The sequence below is a fragment of the Neoroseomonas terrae genome, from assembly GCF_018129025.1.
Lineage (GTDB): Bacteria > Pseudomonadota > Alphaproteobacteria > Acetobacterales > Acetobacteraceae > Neoroseomonas > Neoroseomonas terrae.
The window spans coordinates 214,363-231,903 of the sequence record NZ_JAAEDI010000002.1; the positions used below are offsets into that span (position 1 = coordinate 214,363).

The following is a 17,541-nucleotide window of genomic DNA, read 5'->3' on the forward strand; positions in this document are numbered from 1 at the left end:
AAGGGAGGATGAATGGCGACGGTCGATATCCGCGAGGTGCGGAAGGCGTTCGGGACGACGCAGATCCTGCATGGGGTCAGCGTCGGGATCGAGGACGGGCAGTTCGTCGTCCTCGTCGGCCCGTCGGGCTGCGGGAAATCCACGCTGCTGCGCATGCTCGCGGGGCTGGAGAACATCACGGGCGGCGAGATCGCGATCGGCGGGCGGGTGGTGAACAACGTCCCGCCCAAGGACCGGGACATCGCGATGGTGTTCCAGAACTACGCTTTGTATCCGCACATGACCGTGTTCCAGAACATGGCCTTCTCCATGAAGCTCGCCGGCGCGCCGAAGGAGGTCATGGAGAGGGAGGTGCAGAAGGCCGCGAAGATCCTCGGCCTGGAACAGCTGCTGCACCGGTTCCCCCGCCAGCTCTCGGGCGGGCAGCGGCAGCGCGTGGCGATGGGCCGCGCCATCGTGCGCAACCCCCAGGTCTTCCTGTTCGACGAGCCACTGTCGAACCTGGACGCCAAGCTGCGCGTGCAGATGCGCTCCGAGATCAAGGAACTGCACCAGCGGCTGAAGGTCACGACCGTCTACGTCACCCATGACCAGATCGAGGCCATGACCATGGCCGACCTGATCGTGGTGATGAACCATGGCCGCATCGAGCAGGCCGGCGCGCCGCTCGAACTCTATGACCGGCCGGCCAACCTGTTCGTCGCGGGCTTCATCGGATCCCCGGCGATGAACATGATGGAGGGACGCATCGCGGACGGGCATTTCGCAGGCCCCGGTGGGGCCGCCTGGCCGCTGCCCGCGAACGGCCATGCGCCGCCGGCGGGCGAGGTCATCTATGGCATCCGGCCCGAGCATCTGCGCCTCGATCCCGATGGCATTCCCGCCACCGTGCAGCTGGTGGAGCCGACCGGATCGGAAACCCAGGTCCTGCTGCGCATCGGCGAGGCCAATGTGAGCGGCGCCTTCCGCGAGCGCGTCTCGGCCCGGCCGGGGGACGTCCTGCCGGTCAGCCCCGACCCCGGGCTCGTGCACCTGTTCGACAAGAAGACGGGGCAACGCATCTAGATAACGACAACGAAGAAGTCGAAGGGAGAGAAAAGAAATGTCCTACATCATCACACGCCGGAGCATCCTCGGCGCCAGCGCCGCGATCGCGGCGGGCGGCAGCGCCTTCGCCCAATCGGCGATCCAGACGCAGCCGGCGACGGCGCCGAACCTGCCGATCGAGAACGGCGCGACGCTGCGCATGCTGCGCCCGGTCCGTTTCGTTCAGCCGGATGAGGAAGTGTTCCGCGCGAACTGCGCCCGCTTCACCCAGCAGACCGGCGTGCAGGTTCGCGTCGACTTCGTGGGATGGGAGGACATTACCCAGCAGACCGCCGTCACGGCCAATACCGGTGCCGGCCCGGACGTGATCATCGGCTTCAACGAGGCCCCGCACATCTATGTCGACAAGCTGGTCGAGCTGAACGACGTCGCCGAATACATCGGGACGAAGTACGGCGGCTGGCTGCCGCTGGCGCAGAAATATGGCAAGCGGCATGGCACCAACAACTGGATCGGCCTGCCCTTCGGTGCGTCGGGCGGTCCGCTGGTGTGGCGGAAATCGGCGCTCAACCAGGTCGGATTCCAGGCGCCGCCGGATGACCTCGCGCAGTATCTCGACCTCTGCAAGAAGCTGAAGGCCGCGAACAAGCCGCCGGGCTTCGCCCTGGGCAACGCCGTCGGCGACGGCAACGGCTTTGCCAACTGGCTGATCTGGTCGCATGGCGGCTATCTGGTCGATGAGGAAGGCAAGGTCGCGATCAACAGCCCGCAGTCGATCGAGGCGCTGAACTACCTCAAGGAACTCTACGCTACCTTCGTGCCGGGCACGATCGCCTGGGGCGACATCAGCAACAACCGCGCCTATGCCGCGCAGGAATGCTGGCTGACGGCGAACGGCGTGTCGCTGTACTTCGCGCTGAAGAACGATCCGGCGACGCGCGCGATCGCCGACGACACCGAGCATACGCTGCTGCCGAAGGGCAAGCTCGATACCTCACCGATGGCGGGGCTGACGCTGAATGCCATGGTGTTCAAGCACAGCCGCTTCCCTAACGCGTCGAAGGCGCTGCTCAGCTTCCTGCTCGAGACGCCGCAATACGACCCGTGGCTACAGGCCAATCTCGGCTACTGGGCGCAGCCGCTGGAGGCCTATGCGGCGAGCGCGGTGTGGGACAGCGATCCGAAGGTCCGCATCTTCAAGGACACGATGCGGAGCAACTTCTGGATCGGCTACAAGGGTCCCATCAGCGAGGCCTCGGCCGCCGCGAATGCGGATTACATCATGGTCCAGATGTGCGCCTCGGTCGCGTCCGGCCAGGCCACGCCCGAACAGGCGGTGCGCGAGGCCGAGCGCCGCGCCCGCCGCTTCTTCCGCCGCTGACCGGTCGCGCCGCCGGCGGTCCCTCGGGGGCCGCCGGCACGGCGCGGGGAGAACCCCATGTCCGTTACCGCCGCTGAGCGCTGGATACGGCCCGCCAAGCAGCAATCTGCGCTGGTGCGCCTGTTCGACAACAAGGCTTTCCTGATCATTGCCTGTCTGCTGCCCGCGATTGGGCTTCTTGGCGTCTTCCTCACCTACCCGCTCGGCCTCGGCGTCTGGCTGGCCTTCACGGACACCACCATCGGCCGCCGTGGCGTCTTCGTCGGGCTGGAGAATTTCGAGTTCCTGTTCGAGGACCCGATCTTCTGGAATGCGGTGTTCTACAGCGTCTTCTACACATCGGTCGCGACGGTCGGGAAATTCGCCCTCGGCCTGTGGCTGGCGCTGCTTCTGAACAACCACCTGCCGATGAAGTCCCTGCTGCGCGCGATCATCCTGCTGCCCTGGATCGTGCCGACGGTGCTTTCCGCCATCGCCTTCTGGTGGATCTACGATCCGCAGTTCTCGATCATCTCCTGGGTGCTGATCGAGACCGGCATCCGCGAGACGAATGTCGACTTCATCAACACCGCCTGGCCGGCGCGCTGGTCGCTGATCGCGGCCAATATCTGGCGCGGCATTCCCTTCGTGGCGATCTCGCTGCTCGCCGGGCTGCAGACCATCTCGCCCTCGTTGTACGAGGCGGCGATGCTTGACGGCGCCAGCGCCTGGCAACGATTCCGCTACGTCACCTTCCCGATGCTGCTGCCGATCCTCGCGATCGTCATGACCTTCAGCATCATCTTCACCTTCACCGACTTCCAACTCGTCTACGCCATCACTCGCGGCGGGCCGGTGAACTCCACCCACCTCCTCGCGACGCTCGCCTTCCAGCGCGGCATTCCGGGCGGACAGTTGGGGGAGGGTGCTGCGATCGCCGTGTCGATGATCCCCTTCCTCGTCTTCGCGACGCTGTTCTCCTACTTCGCGCTCGCGCGGCGGAAGTGGCAGCAGGGAGAGTCCAATGACTGACGCAACCCTCGCCGAGAATCACGCCGAGAGCACCAAGACCGCTCCACCCGAGCGCCTGTCGTGGGACAGCGGCGCGCGCCGGATGGTGGTCCTGTGGCTGCCGCTCTGCTGCTTCCTGCTGATCCTGCTGTTCCCGTTCTATTGGATGACCGTCACGGCCTTCAAACCGAACGCGGAGCTGTATGATTTCGGCCGGCACAACCCGTTCTGGATCACCTCCCCGACGCTCGACCACATCTACAAGCTGCTGTTCGAGACGGCGTATCCGTCCTGGCTGTTCACCACCATGTCGGTCGCGATCGGCGCGACCTTCCTGTCGCTGCTGTCGAGCACGCTCGCGGCCTATGCGATCCAGCGCCTGCGCTTTCGTGGCAGCCAGTATGTCGGGCTGGCGATCTACCTCGCCTATCTCGTCCCGCCGTCCATCCTGTTCATCCCGCTGGCGACGACCATCGTGCAGTTCGGCCTGTTCGACAGTCCGATCGCGCTGATCCTGGTCTATCCGACCTTTCTCGTGCCCTTCTGCACCTGGCTGCTGATCGGCTACTTCAAGTCGATCCCCTACGAACTTGAGGAATGCGCGCTGATCGACGGGGCGACGCGGCTGCAGATTCTGCGACAGATCACCCTGCCGCTCGCGATCCCCGGCCTGATCAGCGCGGGCATCTTCTCCTTCACCCTGTCCTGGAATGAGTTCATCTACGCGCTCGCCTTCATCCAGAGCAGCGAGAACAAGACGGTGCCGGTCGCCATCCTGACCGAGCTCGTCACCGGGGACGTGTACCAGTGGGGGGCGCTGATGGCAGGCGCGCTGCTGGGTTCGCTGCCGGTCGCGATCTTCTATTCCTTCTTCGTCGACTACTACGTCTCCTCCCTCACCGGCGCGGTGAAGGAGTGACGCCCCACACAGGAGAACACCCTTGGCGAAGTACACGATCCTGACGCCGGCCGGCGCTTCATTCACGACGGCCGGCGGTGGCTATGACTATGAGCTGGAGGCGCTGGAAGGCCTCGATGCCGAGATCGTCGAGTGTCCGGCGACTGAGGAAGGCTTCATCGCGGCGGCGCCCAAGGCGGACGCCGTCTATGCCAAGGGCATGAAGTTCACGGCGCCGATGATCAATGCGCTGGCCAAGTGCCGGCACATCGCGCTCGGGACGGTGGGCGTGGACTATGTCGATGTCGCGGCGGCGACGGCGAAGGGCATTCCCGTCACCAACTGCCCGGACACCTTCATCGAGGAAGTCGCCGACCACGCGATGATGCTGCTGCTCGCGGCGCATCGCCGCTGCATCGAGCAGGACCGCATGGTGCGCGAAGGCCGCTGGGCCGAGGGCCGGCCACAGCTTCTGACGGTGCCGCGCCTGATGGGCCAGACGCTCGGCTTCATCGGCTTCGGCCGCGTGGCCCGCGCGACCGCCCGCCGCGCCAAGGCTTTCGGCCTGCACATGAAGGCGTACGACCCGTATGTCGAGGAGCTGACCCTCTCCGCGCTCGGCGTCGAGCCGGCATCGCTGTCGGACGTGCTGTCCACCGCCGACTTCGTTTCCATGCACCTGCCGGACACGCCGGAGAGCCGCGGCTTCCTGAAGGAGAAGCACTTCCGCCAGATGAAGAAGACCGCGATCTTCGTCACGACGGGCCGTGGCCCGACGGTGAACGAGGCTGCGCTGATCAAGGCGCTGGAGGAGAAGTGGATCGCCGGCGCCGGGCTCGACGTGTTCGAGATCGAGCCGACCCGCCAGGACAACCCCCTGCACAAGATGCCGCACATCATCCTGTCGCCGCACAACGCCTCCGCCTCCTCCCGCTTCGACCCGGCGCGCAAGCGGCGCGTGGGGCAGGAACTGGCGCTGACGCTGCAGGGCAAGTGGCCGATGTCCTGCGTCAACCCGACGGTGCTGGAGAAGTCCTCCCTGCGCCGTTGGCAGCCCTATTCGATGGAACGCGGCCCCAATTCGTAAGGGGGGCGGCGCGCGCGGGGGGAGGATATTCCCCCGCGCCGCGAACCGCTGCATCGTGGCGCCACACCAGCAGGAGCGACCGGCGTGGCGGACGTGATCATCGACATCGGCGGCGAGGTCTTCGAGGCTTTCTACGAGGCCAAGGACGCGCCCAGGACCGTTGCCCGCTTCCGCGACTTCGTCCCCTATTCCAACCGGATCATCCATGTCCGCTGGTCGGGCGAGGCGTGCTGGATCCCGATGGGCGATTTCGACCTCGGCCTCGGCTTCGAGAATGCGACCTCCTACCCTGCGCCCGGTCAGGTCATCGTCTATCCCGGCGGGGTCAGCGAGACCGAGATCCTGGTCGCCTACGGCCCGACCTGTTTCGCCTCCAAGGCCGGGCAGCTTGCCGGCAACCATGTGCTGACGATCCGCGAGGGGATCGATCGCCTCGCGGTCGTCGGGCGATCGGTGTTGTGGGATGGGGCGAAGCCAATTTCCTTCCGGGCGGTATAGAATCACCCGGTGATGGACGCGTTCAGGCTCGAGTTGAGCGGGTACGTGCTGTCCTACACGCGGGGCGGGGCTTCGCTGGCTATCACCTTCTCGCCGATGAAGCCCTTGGCGGTGACGGGCGAGCGGGACGTCTGGGGACGCTCCTTTCTGCTAAAACGGAACTTCAGCGTTCTTGGCATCGTTCCGCTTGAGAACGACTGGTACCGAGGCGAGGCGCTTCATGCGTATTTCAAAAGCGCAGCCTTTCGAACTCTACTCGCCGCTCATGATCGCCACATCTTCTATGGCAGTTCGATGGGGGGCTACGGGGCATGCGCATTCGCGGCGGCGGCACCCGGCGCCATCATCGTCGCGCACAATCCCCAAACGACGTTGGACACCCGCATCGTGCCATGGGAATCCAGATTTCCGCAGGGGCGCCGGCAGAATTGGGACGGCGCTTTCCGCGACGGGAAGCATGGGGTGGATCGGGCGAGTCGCGCGCTGGTCACCTTTGATCCGCACGAGCGGCTTGACGCTAAGCACGCCGACCGTCTCGGGAACGCTGCGACATTTCTCCGCATACCTTTTGTTGGCCATGCGGTGCCGGAGCACTTGCAACGCATGGCACTGCTTGGCCCGGTTTTCGACGAGTTCGTCGCTGGCTCATGGAATGCTTCTGCGTGGCGGCGGTCCGTGCGGCGGCGTCGAGACACACGAGCCTTTTTGCGGAATCTCGCCGGTCGCGCGACGACGCCATGGCGTTCGAATACGATTGTGAAGCACGCCACCGCCGTGCTGGGGCACGAACGGCGGACCTTGCTGGAGGTCGCGTGCATCTGCGCCTCCAGGTGTCACAACGGCGAGAAGCTCCACGAGCTGGCGGAGGAACTATGCCGTACTGGGAAGTCGGGAAGACCGATTGGCCAGTATTGGATGGTGCGCGGCCTCGCTATGATGGGTCGCCATGCAGACGCCTTGGCACTCGCTGAACAAAGTCTCGAGTATCCGAGCATCGCGGGCCAGCTCATGCCGCTGATCGTGCCTCTGGCGCAGCATGCCGGTGATCGGGAGGCCGGAGAGCGCATGTTGGGGCGAGTGTGGACCCCTGTCCGTGCGGCGTGGGTTGATGAACTCCGCGTTCGACTGACACGGGCCTTCGCTCTACCCAGACAGTAACCTGCTCTCGTCGATCGGCCAGAGGTGCGGCTCGGCCGGTCTCCGGCAACCAGTCGCCGCTCGCATCCCGGACTGCCCGCAGCGAAGATCGCGAACTCGGCATTGCGGCCACTGCGCGCCATCCCTAGCTTCCGGCCGACACCTGCCGGAGGAACGACATGACGATCACCCCCACCCTGCGTCGTCGCGCGCTGATGCTCGGCGCGTTGGCGGCACCCGGCATCGCCCAGGCCCAAGGCGCCTTCCCGACGAGGCCGATCACGCTGATCGTGCCCTTTCCGCCGGGCGGGACCACCGACATCTCGATGCGTGCGCTTGCCGAGGCGGCGGCGAAGCTGCTCGGCCAGCCCATCGTCATCGAGAACAAGCCCGGCGCGGCGAACACGCTCGGCGCCGCGCAGGTCGCCCGCGCCCGGCCGGATGGCTACACCCTGACGCAGTTCCCGGCCTCGGCGATCCGCGTGCAGATCCTCCAGCGGCTGCCCTATGACACGTTGCGGGACTTCACACCGGTCATCTGCGTCGTGGGCTATCCCTTCGTCGTGGCCGCCAAGACCGGGCGCTTCGCCAATGGTTGGCGCAGCTTCGTCGAGGAAGCCCGCGCCAACCCGGGCAAGCTGACCTTCGGCAGCACGGGCGCGAACGGCACGCCGCATGTCCACCTTGCCGAGTTGTGCAAGCGCGAGGGGCTGGACGTGACGCATGTGCCCTTCCGCGGCGATGCCGACGGGTCCCAGGCGATGATCGGCGGGCATATCGACCTGATGGCGGGCTCGACCAGCATGGCCGGCCTCGTCGAGGGCGGCCAGGCGGTCTTCGTCCAGGCCTGGACGCCGCAGCGCCTGCGTCGCTTCCCGGACACGCCGACGCTGATCGACCTCGGCTACAACAAGGTGGTCACGACGCCCTTCGGGCTGATGGCTCCGGCCGGGCTGCCGGCGCCGATCACGGCGCGGCTGCATGAAGCCTTCCACGCGGCGATGCAGGACCCGGGCTTCATCGAGATGCGCGACCGCTACGAGATGCTGCCGGAATACCGCAACAGCGCGGACTACGCGGCGCTGCTGCGGGAGATGGTGCAGCAGGAGACGGCGCTGATCCAGGAACTGGGGCTGAGCGCCGGGTAAGGGGTTTCGCTGTCCGCGGTGGCGGTGGAGAGGGGCTCTGCCCCTCTCCAGGCCTCACCCCGCCAAAGGCCGAAGGGCCTTTGGAAACCTTGATTTGGCGTTGGGGCCGGAAGGGCCGGCGCCCTTCGCGTCCGTCGCCAGGACGTGTTCCCTACAGCCTCGCCACTCCGGACGAACGGTATTGCTCGGCACGAGGGGGGTTGCAGCGGCCCTCCCGGCTTTGCCGGGATGTGGTCGGGAATGGCTCAAAGCCCTTCGCAGTCATCCGCGGGGCATATTCGCGCATAGGGGCGCGTCGCCCTTCTTCGCTTCGAAGCCTGCCCGGGTTTCGGCCCCTGCCGTTCTTCGGTAGGACGGCGGGCCGCCGTGGCCTGGGCGATTCCCGCCGCCGCGGCAGAACCGGGAAGGTGGAATGACGATCGGGATCGAGATGGGGCAGGCTGCCTCGGGCGAGGCGGCGCTGCTCGACCTTGAGGAGCTGCTCTCCACCCGCCTTCTCGTCCAGGGAAATTCCGGATCCGGAAAGTCGCATCTGCTGCGCCGGCTGCTCGAACAGAGTGCCCCCTGGGTGCAGCAGGTCGTGATCGACCCGGAAGGCGATTTCGTAACCCTGGCCGACCGGTTCGGGCACCTTGTCCTGGATGCCGCCGATCATTCCGAGGCAGCGCTCGCGCGCAATGCCGATGTCGTCCGCCGCCATCGCGTGTCCGTCGTGCTGAACCTGGAATCGGTGGAGGTGGACGACCAGCTCCGCCGGGCCGGCGCTTTCCTGAACGGCCTGTTCGATGCCGAACGCGACCTGTGGTCCCCGGTGATGGTGGTGGTGGATGAGGCGCAGCTCTTCGCCCCTGCCGCGGCGTCGGAGGTATCGGACGATGCGCGCCGCCTTGCCCTCGGCGCGATGACCAACCTGATGTGCCGCGGGCGTAAGCGCGGCCTGGCCGGCGTCATCGCGACGCAGCGCCTGGCGAAGCTCGCCAAGAATGTCGCGGCCGAGGCGTCGAACTTCATGATGGGCCGCACCTTCCTCGATATCGACATGGCGCGCGCGGCGGACCTGCTGGGCATGGAACGCCGTCAGGCCGAGATGTTCCGCGACCTGCCGCGCGGGAACTTCGTGGCGCTCGGGCCGGCCTTGTCGCGCCGGCCGCTGCCGGTGCGCATCGGTGTGGTCGAGACGGCGACACGCAGCGCCGGCCCGAAGCTGGTTCCGCCGCCCGACACTGCCGCGGTGGAGCAGGCGCGCGAGCTCATCCTGAACGCGCCGGAGCCGGAGGCGGCGCTGCCCGTGCGCCCGCGCCGCGCGCCGCGCCCGCCGGCACCGGACATCCTGCAGCAATTGTCGCAGTACCGACCCGAGCCCGCGGCCGAACCGCCGGCGCCGCCAAGCGACGAGGAGCGCGCCGAGCGCGAGCGCCGCCTCGCCGCAATCCTCCACCAGATCATGGAGGATCCCGAGGCGCCGTTCCGGCCCGCGGCGCTGCTCTACCAGGACTTTGCCGTCCGCTGCCGCATCCAGGAGATCGCCGGGCCACCGCTGGAGCTTCCAGCTTTTCGGCGCATGCTCGCCGCCGCCATCGCGGGCATCGACGAGGCGGCGATGGAGGGCAGCGACTGGCCGCTGGCGGTCGAACGGGCCGAGGCGTTGCCGGAGGATGCGCAGGGCGTCTTCCTGCTGCTCGCCCGGACCGCGCTGGAAGGCGCGCCCTGCCCGTCGGATGAGGCGATCGCCCGCGCCTATGGCAGCCGGTCGCTCGGTCGCGCGCGGCGGCTGCTCGGCTGGTTGGAGGAACGCGGCGCCATCGTGCTGAAGGCCGAACGCGCGGGGCGACGCGCGGTGGCGATGGTCGGGCTGGGATGGGAGACCGCGGCGGGGGAGCCGTGACCGACGCGCGGTGCTGACAGCGCCGAAGATCGGAGGGGCGCGGCCCCTCCGAACCACCCCGCCAGGGGGTTGGACCCCCTGGACCGCAATCTGTGGGTGCCGCGCATAGCAGCGTGTTGCGGCCCTCCAGGCGCCTTCCGTGCGCAAGGGCAGGTTTCGGCACTGATCCTGTCAGCGGCGCACGGCACCAGGTGGAGGTTTGCAAAGGCCTTTCGGCCTTTGCTGGGGTGGCTTGGAGGGGCAAAGCCCCTCCAATGGCGAAGGCAGAAGCAGGATGGCTTCCTGGACTTTGGCGCACCCGGGATCTGGAGGGGCGCGGCGCCCCGCGCTCAGTCCGGCTGCGCCCCCGATATCCGCACCATCTCCCCCCAGATGGGCCGTTCGCGGTCCAGCCTTGCGGCCAATTCCTCCGGCGTGGTGCCGAGCAGCCTTGCGCCCATGCCGATCGCGCGCTGCTGCAGTGCCGGGTCGGCGAAGGCGGTGCGGATCTCCTGCGACAGTCGGTCGACCACGGGGCGCGGCGTGCCGGCCGGCCCGGCCCAGAGGTGCCAGGGGCCGTAGGACAGGCCCGCGAACCCTGCCTCGGCCATGGTGGGCACGTCGGGCAGGCCGGGCCAGCGGTCGCGCGTGGTCACCGCCAGCGCCTTCATCTGCCCTTCCTGGATGATCGGAACGTAGGAGGCGAGGTTGTCCACGGCGATCTGGATGTCGCCCGACAGCATCGCCGGGATGGTCTGCGCGGCGCCGCGGAAGGTGACGTGCTCGCCGCGGATGCCGGCCTGCGCCATCAGGTAGGCACCGGACAGGTGGATGGTGGTGCCGACGCCCGAGGACCCGTAGCTCACGCCGTTCGGCCGCGCCTTGGCCCAGGGGACGAACTCCGCGAGCGTTCGCGCCGGAACGTGCTGCGTAGGCACCACCGCCACGTTGGGCAGGTCCCACATCGCGCTGATCCAGGCGAAATCCTTCGCCGCGTCGTAGGGCAGGCGCCTGAACAGCAGCGGGTTGATCAGCAGGTTGTGCATGCTGACCGTGCCGATGGTGTAGCCGTCCGGTGTTGCCCGTGCGATCGCCTCGGCGCCGATGTTGCCCGAGGCGCCGGAGCGCGTCTCGACCACGAAGGGCTGGCCGAAGCGGCCCTGCATCTGCTCGCAGGCGAGGCGTGTCATCACGTCCAGCGAGCCGCCGGGCGGGAAGCCGACGATCACCCGCACCGGCCTGTTGGGCCAAGGCGATTGCCCGAGGGCAGGGGCGGCGAGCGGCAGGCCACCCGCGGCGGCGAGCAGGATGCGGCGATGGATCATGGGCGCTTTTCCTCCTTGGGCCGGACGGGCTCTTGCTGCGGCCTGTCCTGACCGGAACAGGCTACATCACATCGGTCAGGCCGCCAGGACGATCGCGCCGCAGGTTATTCCGGCTGCACGCCGGCCGCCCGCAGGATGGCGGTGTATTGCTCCACGCCCTCGCGCACGAGGTCCATCACCTTGGCGGGGGTCTCGTAGCCTGCGCGGGGCCGCACGCCCGCCATCTCGTTCATCTTGTCGGCGGACTGGTTGATGGCGGTCTGAAAGGCGGTGCTGAGGGCGGCCACCACCTCGGGCGGCGTTCCCTTCGGCGCGAGGATCGGGAAGAACTCCTCGAAGATGAAGCGCGGCAGGCCGGCTTCCGGTGCGCTCGGGACGTTGGGCAGCGCGGGGCTCCGCTCGGCGGACGCCACGGCGAGGGCGCGGATCGAGCCGCCGCGGATCTGCCCGAGCGAGGAGGCCATGGTCGGCGTGCCGAACTGGGATTCGTTCGCCATCAGGGCGGCCACCGACGGCCCGCCGCCGCGATAGTGCACCAGCTCCGCCTGGATGCCGGCGACGCTGCGGAACAGCTCGGCGGCGACGTGCACGCCGCTGCCGATGCCGGCGGTGGCGAGGTTGTAGCGGCCCGGATTGGCCTTCAGCAGCGCGACCAGCTCCTGCGCGGTGGTGATCGGAAGCTGCGGGCTCGCCACCAGCACATGCGGGGAGAAGCCGGCGATGGCGATACCGACGAAGTCGTTGATCGCGTCATAGGGCACGCGCGCGACGATCGCCGGCACGGTGGCGTGGGCGCTGTTGATCAGCAGCGTATAGCCGTCGGCCGGGGCGCGGGCAGCGACTTCGGTGCCGATGACGCTGCCGGCGCCGGCGCGGCTCTCGATCACGATGGACTGGCCGAGGATCTGCCCGGCGGCGTCTCCGACGATGCGCCCGACGATGTCGTTCGACCCGCCCGGCGCGAAGGGCACGATCAGCCGGATCGGGCGCGTCGGGCGCCAGGCGGCGCTGCCCTGGGCACGCACGAGGCTCGGTGCCGCCGTGGTGGCGAGGGCAAGGGCGAGGGTTTGGCGGCGGCGGATCATGGTGGACCTTTCCCTATGACGTTCATTCGGCCCGGCGCTTCAGTGCGGGTCTTGCAACGAACCATAGCGTGAACCGTGAGGGACGCCACCGGGTGCCATGGATCGCCGGACCGGACCGCGCTATCCCATCGGCAATCATCCAGGGAAACGCTGCCCGATGCCGACTGCCGCCGAACGACTGATCGACTTCCTCGCCGCCCAGGGCATCGACCGCGCCTTCTGCGTGCCGGGCGAATCCTACATCGCGCTGCTCGATGCGCTGCATGCGAACCCGGCCGTCGATCTTGTCACCTGCCGCAGCGAGGGCGGGGCGGGCTTCATGGCCGTGGCCGACGCGAAGATGACCGGCCGCCCGGGCGTGGTGCTGGTCAGTCGTGGCCCGGGTGCCTGCAACGCCTCGATCGCCGTGCACACGGCCGAGCAGGATGCGGTGCCGCTGATCCTGCTGGTCGGCCAGGTCGAGAAGCGCGACCTGCGCCGCAATGCGTTCCAGGAGATCGACTACGGCCGGATGTTCGGCGGCATCGCGAAGTGGGTGGGCGAGGCGACCGAGCCGAACCAGGTGCCGGAACTGATCGCCCGCGCCTACGCGATGGCGATGCAGGGGGTGCCCGGCCCGGTCGTGCTGTCCCTGCCCGAGGATGTCCTTGCCGAACCCTGCGCCGCCCCGGTGCCGGCGGCCACGCTGCCCGCCCCGGCCATTCCGGCCCCGGCCGATATCGCGCGGCTCGCCGCGATGCTGCGCGGGGCCGAACGCCCGATCCTGCTCGCCGGCCACGCCTTCGACCGGCCGGGCGGGCGCGAGGCGCTGCGCGCCTTCGCCGAGGCCTGGAACCTCCCCGTCGCCGTGTCCTTCCGCCGGCAGGACCTGTTCGACAACGGGCATGCGCTCTATGCGGGCGATCTGGGTCTGAGCAATCCGCCCGCGCAGCGCGCGGCCTTCGCGGAATCCGACCTGGTGCTGGCGCTGGGGACGCGGCTGACCGACATCACGACGCAGGGCTGGACCTGGCCCGCCGCCGGCCAGCGTCTCGTGCATGTCTGTGCCGAACCGCGCTTCCTCGGCTGGCTGTTCCCGGCCGAGCTGGCGCTGCCGGTGGATGCGCTGGCGCTGATCGCCGCGCTCGGGGCCGAGGCACCGGCGGCGCCCGCCTCACGCGCGGGCTGGACGGCGCGGCTGCGCGCGATCCACCTTGCCGATACCGGCGTGCGCCCCGGCCAGCACAATGACGGCGTCGCCTTCGCGGAAGTGGCGCGGCTGGTGGGTGAGGTCGCCACGGCCGGCGCCATCGTCACCCTCGATGCCGGCACCTTCGGCGCGCCTTTCTATCGCAAGGTGCCGTGGGTGCCGCCGCAGCGGCTGCTGGCGCCGGTCTCGGGTGCGATGGGCTTCGGCGTGCCGGCCGGCGTCGCCGCCTCGCTGCGCTATCCGGACCGCCAGGTGATCGCCGCGGTCGGCGATGGCGGCGCGCTGATGACCGCCGGTGAATTCGCCGTGGCGGTGGCGCGCGGCGTGCCGCTCAAGCTGCTGCTGTCGGACAACGGGGCCTATGCCTCGATCCGCATCCACCAGGAACGGGCGCATCCGGGCCGCGTCTCCGGCACCAGCCTGGCGAACCCGGATTTCGTCGCCTGGTGCGCCGCCTTCGGCGTGCCGGTCACGCGGGTGGACAGCACGGCCGACTTCCCAGCGCTGGCCGCGGCGCTGGCCGCGCCGGGGCCCGCGGCGATCGTGGTGCGGACCTCGTTGGCAGCGGTGCTGCCAATGACGGCGCAGGCGGCGGAGTAGGGTGACGGAGGCCGAGGCACGGCTCGCCGCCGCCGAGGCCGCCGCCGCAGCCGGGAATGCGGAAGGCGCGGTCGCCCTGGCCGCGGAGGCCATCGACCCCGCCATCCTCGAGCCCGCGCTGTGGCTGCGTGCTGCACTGCTGCACGCGACGCTGGGACGCGCGGCCTCCGCCGTCGCGCTTGCCGGCCCGCCGCTGGCAGCGGGCGGTGATGCGGCGGCCGGTGTGCGTGTTGCTGGCCATCTGCACGTCACCGGCGCGGGGAAGGCGGCCACGGCACTCCTGCTGCGCTGCTGGCGCGGCTGTCCGGCGCGCGCGACCATCGGCCTGTTCCTCGCCGCCGGCCTGCCGAGCTATCGGCGTGGCCTGCAGGATGGCGCCGACACGCACCTGCTGGAGGAACTTGCCGCGGCCGCCGGCATGGATCCGGCCGCTGCGCCCGAGGGCGACATCGTCGAACTGGCGCGGCTTCTCGAGGACGCCGGGCGCGACGACCTGCTGGCCGCGCTCGGTGCCGCCATCCTCGCGCAGGGGCATCGCGCGCTGGCCGAGCGGCTGACGCGGCCCGGCCTCGCGGTCGTCCAAAGCCTGCCGGGCCTCGCTTTGCTCGCGACGCAGGGTGGCGCCCGGGCCGGGATCGCCTTCGCGGCGGCGCAGGCCGGCCTGCCGGTCGATCCCTCGGCGCGCTTCAATGCCGGGTATGCGGCGCTCGCCGCCGGGGATGCGCAGGGCGCGCGGGACCTGCTCGGCGGCCTGCCGGCAACGGGGACGCGGCTGCTTGCCGGCGCCGCCTGGCCGCGCTTCGGCGAGTTGCCCTGGCCCTTCGCCGCGCCGCCCGACGCGGCGCGGCGCGGCTTGGAATCGCTGCTGCCGCCAGGTGCGCGATGGCCGCGCATCCGGCTCGTCACGCCCTGCCTGAACCCAGGGCCGTGGCTGGAGGAGACGATCCTGTCCGTCGCGGCGCAGGGCTATCCGGCGGTCGAGCATGTCGTGGTGGATGGCGGCTCAACGGATGGCACGGCGGCGGTGCTGGCGCGGCACCGCGACCGGCTGCACGCGGTGATCGTCGGGCGCGACGGCGGCCCGGCCGAAGCCATTGCGAAGGGCTTCGCCGGCAGCGACGCCGACCTGCTCGGCTGGATCAATGCCGACGACCTGCTGGCGCCGGGGGCTCTGCACAGGCTGGGCGCAGCCTATGCGGCGGCCGGGAACGCCGATCTCGTGCACGGCTGGTCGGTGGCGCATCGGGCGCGCCGGATCACCGGCATCCAGCAGCCGCTGGCGGACGGGCCAGAGGACTTCACCGTGGAGGGCCTTGCCGACATCTTCGGCCGCTGGGGGGAAGGCCGCTTCTTCCTCCAGCCCGAGGTTCTGGTGGCACGGCGCTTCTGGGAGCAACTCGGCGGCCGGCTCGATACCGGGCTTTCGGCGGTGTTCGACTACGAACTGTGGCTCCGTGCGGCGCGGGCGGGCGCGCGCATCGCGCAGGTGCCCTGGCCGGTCGCCTTCTATCGCGTTCATGCGGCGCAGCGGAGCGGGCTGCGCGCGGCGCTGGCGGCCGAGCAGGTCGCCGTGCGCGACCGCTTCGCCGCGCCCGCACCGCCTTCCTCGCGCCGCGCGGAGATCGCGGCCCGGCTGCGACCGGCTTTGCGTCCGTCGGGCCGCCCGGCACGGCTGCTGCTGATCGACCCGCGTGGCGCCGAGACAATGTCGCGCATGGCGATCGCCGAGGCGCGTGATGCCCTCGCCGCCCGGCGCGTCGCGCTGGAGGTGCGGCCGCGCGCGCCCGCGGCGGGCGTCGAGGCCGACATGGTGTTGCGCCTGCTCGGCGCCCATGACGGCATGGACTGGGTGCCGGCCCTGCGTGCCGCCGGTTTCGCGGGCCCGACGATCGGCTGGTTCCTCGAGGATCACCTCGACGCTGCCTCCAACGCCGCGATGGCGCGCGCGCTCGACATCGTGGTGCCGGCGCGCGCGGCGCGGCGCGGTGCCCTGCTGCAGCAATCGGCGATCGTCACCGAGGCGATCGCGCCGCCCTGCGGGTTGGTCTCGGCGGCGGAGGCTCGGATGGCCTTCGCCGCAGCCCCGATCGCGGATGGTCCGCCAGTGGCGGCCTGGCAACCGGGACCGATGCGCCTGGGGGCGGCGCGGCGTGGCGACGGTCCGATGACGGCCGACGATGGCGGCGCCGCGGTGCTTGCGCTGCTGGCGGGGCGGGAGCCGGTGGCGGCCCCGGATGTCGTCGCGTTGCTGCCCGCCGCCAAACCGGAGGACGGCGCCGCTCGGCACGCGCTGGGCCTCAGCCTGCTGCTGGCGCCGCGGCTGCTGCTTCTGATCGATCGTCTTGAGGCCATCGCAGCGGCGGGGTGACGGGCTGCATCGACGGTGCCGCCGATCGAAGTGCCGGAGGCTGCCCGAACGATCCGCTGCGCACCGCGCGCCGACGCATCGCGCGCAAGCCGGCCGCGGGGTGACGGCATCAGTGCTCCGACGCGGAACAGAGCCGGCGCCGACCCATGAAGCGGGCCGGGACGGGCATCACGCTACCGGCACCACCGCCACCACCACCGCGGCGAAATGGCAGGCGGCGGCGGCCACCACGCACAGATGCCACGCCTCGTTCTGGAACGGCATGCGCCGCAGGAGATGGAACCCCACCCCGCCGCTGTAGAGCACGCCGCCCGCCCCCAGCAGGACCAGCGCTTCGGCCGGCAGGTGTTCGATCATCGGCGGTACCGCGCCGAGCAACGCCCAGCCGAGCGCCAGATAGGCGACGATCGACGCGCGCTCGAAGCGATGCGGCCACCCGAGTTTGATCACCACGCCGGCAAGCGCGCCGGACCAGACGAAGGCGATCAGCGTCCAGCCCCAGGCGCCGCCGATCGCGACTAGGGCGAAGGGCGTGTAGGTGCCGGCGATCATCAGGAATATCCCGGCATGGTCCAGCCGCCGCAGGATGCCCCGCGCCCGGTCGCCGCGGGCCAGGTTGTAGGACAGCGCGAAGCCCAGCATCGCGATCAGCCCGATGCCGTAGAAGGCGAGCGCCGCGATGGGTCCCGGCCGCGCCTGCGCCGGCAGCGTCGCGGCGATGGTGGTGCAGCCGATGATCGCCGCGGCCAGCCCGCCACCCAGGATGGCGGCGTCGAGCCGGCGCTCGGCCTCGGTGTCGGGGCGTCCGGCGCGGACGGGGAGGGGTGTCCTGTCGGAGAATCGCATGAGGTCGTCAGCCTACCGGCGCGACGCGGCGTGGCGCATCACCAGTATGTTGTTCCGCCGACGCGACGCGCCGGCGGC

General features: G+C 69.7%; 14 protein-coding genes. 11 read left to right on the plus strand and 3 right to left on the minus strand.

Annotated elements, in window-relative coordinates; all coding sequences use genetic code 11:
• Positions 1-12 precede the first annotated feature (12 nt).
• From GXW78_RS02440 to GXW78_RS02480, 9 genes are all read left to right on the plus strand, one after another.
• Positions 13-1,065 (plus strand): ABC transporter ATP-binding protein, encoded by a 1,053-nt coding sequence (locus GXW78_RS02440; RefSeq protein ID WP_211865737.1) that lies wholly within the window; start codon positions 13-15, stop codon positions 1,063-1,065.
• Positions 1,066-1,102: 37 nt separating this feature from the next.
• Positions 1,103-2,428, plus strand: coding sequence for an ABC transporter substrate-binding protein (locus tag GXW78_RS02445; protein ID WP_211865739.1), 1,326 nt, complete (start codon positions 1,103-1,105; stop codon positions 2,426-2,428).
• A gap of 57 nt (positions 2,429-2,485) precedes the next feature.
• Entirely contained in the window at positions 2,486-3,439 is a 954-nt protein-coding gene (locus GXW78_RS02450; protein ID WP_211865741.1) for a carbohydrate ABC transporter permease, read from the plus strand.
• A complete protein-coding gene (locus GXW78_RS02455; RefSeq protein WP_211865743.1) occupies positions 3,432-4,337 on the plus strand; it encodes a carbohydrate ABC transporter permease in 906 nt (301 codons plus the stop codon). The genes GXW78_RS02450 and GXW78_RS02455 overlap by 8 nt, the downstream gene beginning before the upstream one ends.
• Before the next feature lie 22 nt (positions 4,338-4,359).
• Positions 4,360-5,403, plus strand: coding sequence for a C-terminal binding protein (locus tag GXW78_RS02460; protein WP_211865745.1), 1,044 nt, complete (start codon positions 4,360-4,362; stop codon positions 5,401-5,403).
• Between the two features lie 84 nt (positions 5,404-5,487).
• On the plus strand, positions 5,488-5,901 hold the full coding sequence (locus tag GXW78_RS02465; RefSeq protein ID WP_211865747.1) for a DUF3830 family protein: 414 nt from the start codon (positions 5,488-5,490) through the stop codon (positions 5,899-5,901).
• A 9-nt stretch (positions 5,902-5,910) separates the two neighbouring features.
• Complete coding sequence (locus tag GXW78_RS02470) at positions 5,911-7,059, plus strand: hypothetical protein (RefSeq protein ID WP_211865749.1); 1,149 nt, start codon at positions 5,911-5,913, stop codon at positions 7,057-7,059.
• Between the two features lie 158 nt (positions 7,060-7,217).
• A complete protein-coding gene (locus GXW78_RS02475) occupies positions 7,218-8,186 on the plus strand; it encodes a Bug family tripartite tricarboxylate transporter substrate binding protein (protein WP_211865751.1) in 969 nt (322 codons plus the stop codon).
• Positions 8,187-8,598: 412 nt separating this feature from the next.
• On the plus strand, positions 8,599-10,071 hold the full coding sequence (locus GXW78_RS02480; protein ID WP_211865753.1) for a helicase HerA domain-containing protein: 1,473 nt from the start codon (positions 8,599-8,601) through the stop codon (positions 10,069-10,071).
• Positions 10,072-10,400: 329 nt separating this feature from the next.
• Here the strand turns inward: GXW78_RS02480 and GXW78_RS02485 are convergent, their stop codons facing one another.
• Entirely contained in the window at positions 10,401-11,375 is a 975-nt protein-coding gene (locus GXW78_RS02485) for a Bug family tripartite tricarboxylate transporter substrate binding protein (RefSeq protein WP_211865755.1), read from the minus strand.
• A 104-nt stretch (positions 11,376-11,479) separates the two neighbouring features.
• Positions 11,480-12,460, minus strand: coding sequence for a Bug family tripartite tricarboxylate transporter substrate binding protein (locus GXW78_RS02490; protein WP_211865757.1), 981 nt, complete (start codon positions 12,458-12,460; stop codon positions 11,480-11,482).
• A gap of 157 nt (positions 12,461-12,617) precedes the next feature.
• On the opposite strand from GXW78_RS02490, the gene GXW78_RS02495 reads away from it, so the two are divergent.
• Both GXW78_RS02495 and GXW78_RS02500 read left to right on the plus strand, forming a co-directional pair.
• Entirely contained in the window at positions 12,618-14,249 is a 1,632-nt protein-coding gene (locus tag GXW78_RS02495) for a thiamine pyrophosphate-binding protein (RefSeq protein ID WP_211865759.1), read from the plus strand.
• A gap of 1 nt (position 14,250) precedes the next feature.
• The gene (locus tag GXW78_RS02500) at positions 14,251-16,617 is read left to right on the plus strand and encodes a glycosyltransferase (RefSeq protein ID WP_211865761.1); all 2,367 of its coding nucleotides are present in this window, start codon (positions 14,251-14,253) and stop codon (positions 16,615-16,617) included.
• 168 nt (positions 16,618-16,785) lie between these two features.
• Here GXW78_RS02500 and trhA read toward each other — a convergent pair whose 3' ends face one another.
• Positions 16,786-17,463: a PAQR family membrane homeostasis protein TrhA gene (gene trhA / locus GXW78_RS02505; RefSeq protein ID WP_211865763.1), complete on the minus strand. Its 678-nt coding sequence runs from the start codon at positions 17,461-17,463 to the stop codon at positions 16,786-16,788.
• Positions 17,464-17,541: the final 78 nt, after the last annotated feature.

Coding starts and splice junctions, on each gene's coding strand:
- GXW78_RS02475 (WP_211865751.1), top strand. CDS start 7,218: ATGACGATCACCCCCACCCTGCGTCGTCGCGCGCTGATGCTCGGCGCG.
- GXW78_RS02455 (WP_211865743.1), top strand. CDS start 3,432: ATGACTGACGCAACCCTCGCCGAGAATCACGCCGAGAGCACCAAGACC.
- GXW78_RS02490 (WP_211865757.1), bottom strand. CDS start 12,460: ATGATCCGCCGCCGCCAAACCCTCGCCCTTGCCCTCGCCACCACGGCG.
- trhA (WP_211865763.1), bottom strand. CDS start 17,463: ATGCGATTCTCCGACAGGACACCCCTCCCCGTCCGCGCCGGACGCCCC.
- GXW78_RS02480 (WP_211865753.1), top strand. CDS start 8,599: ATGACGATCGGGATCGAGATGGGGCAGGCTGCCTCGGGCGAGGCGGCG.
- GXW78_RS02445 (WP_211865739.1), top strand. CDS start 1,103: ATGTCCTACATCATCACACGCCGGAGCATCCTCGGCGCCAGCGCCGCG.
- GXW78_RS02495 (WP_211865759.1), top strand. CDS start 12,618: ATGCCGACTGCCGCCGAACGACTGATCGACTTCCTCGCCGCCCAGGGC.
- GXW78_RS02440 (WP_211865737.1), top strand. CDS start 13: ATGGCGACGGTCGATATCCGCGAGGTGCGGAAGGCGTTCGGGACGACG.
- GXW78_RS02485 (WP_211865755.1), bottom strand. CDS start 11,375: ATGATCCATCGCCGCATCCTGCTCGCCGCCGCGGGTGGCCTGCCGCTC.
- GXW78_RS02450 (WP_211865741.1), top strand. CDS start 2,486: ATGTCCGTTACCGCCGCTGAGCGCTGGATACGGCCCGCCAAGCAGCAA.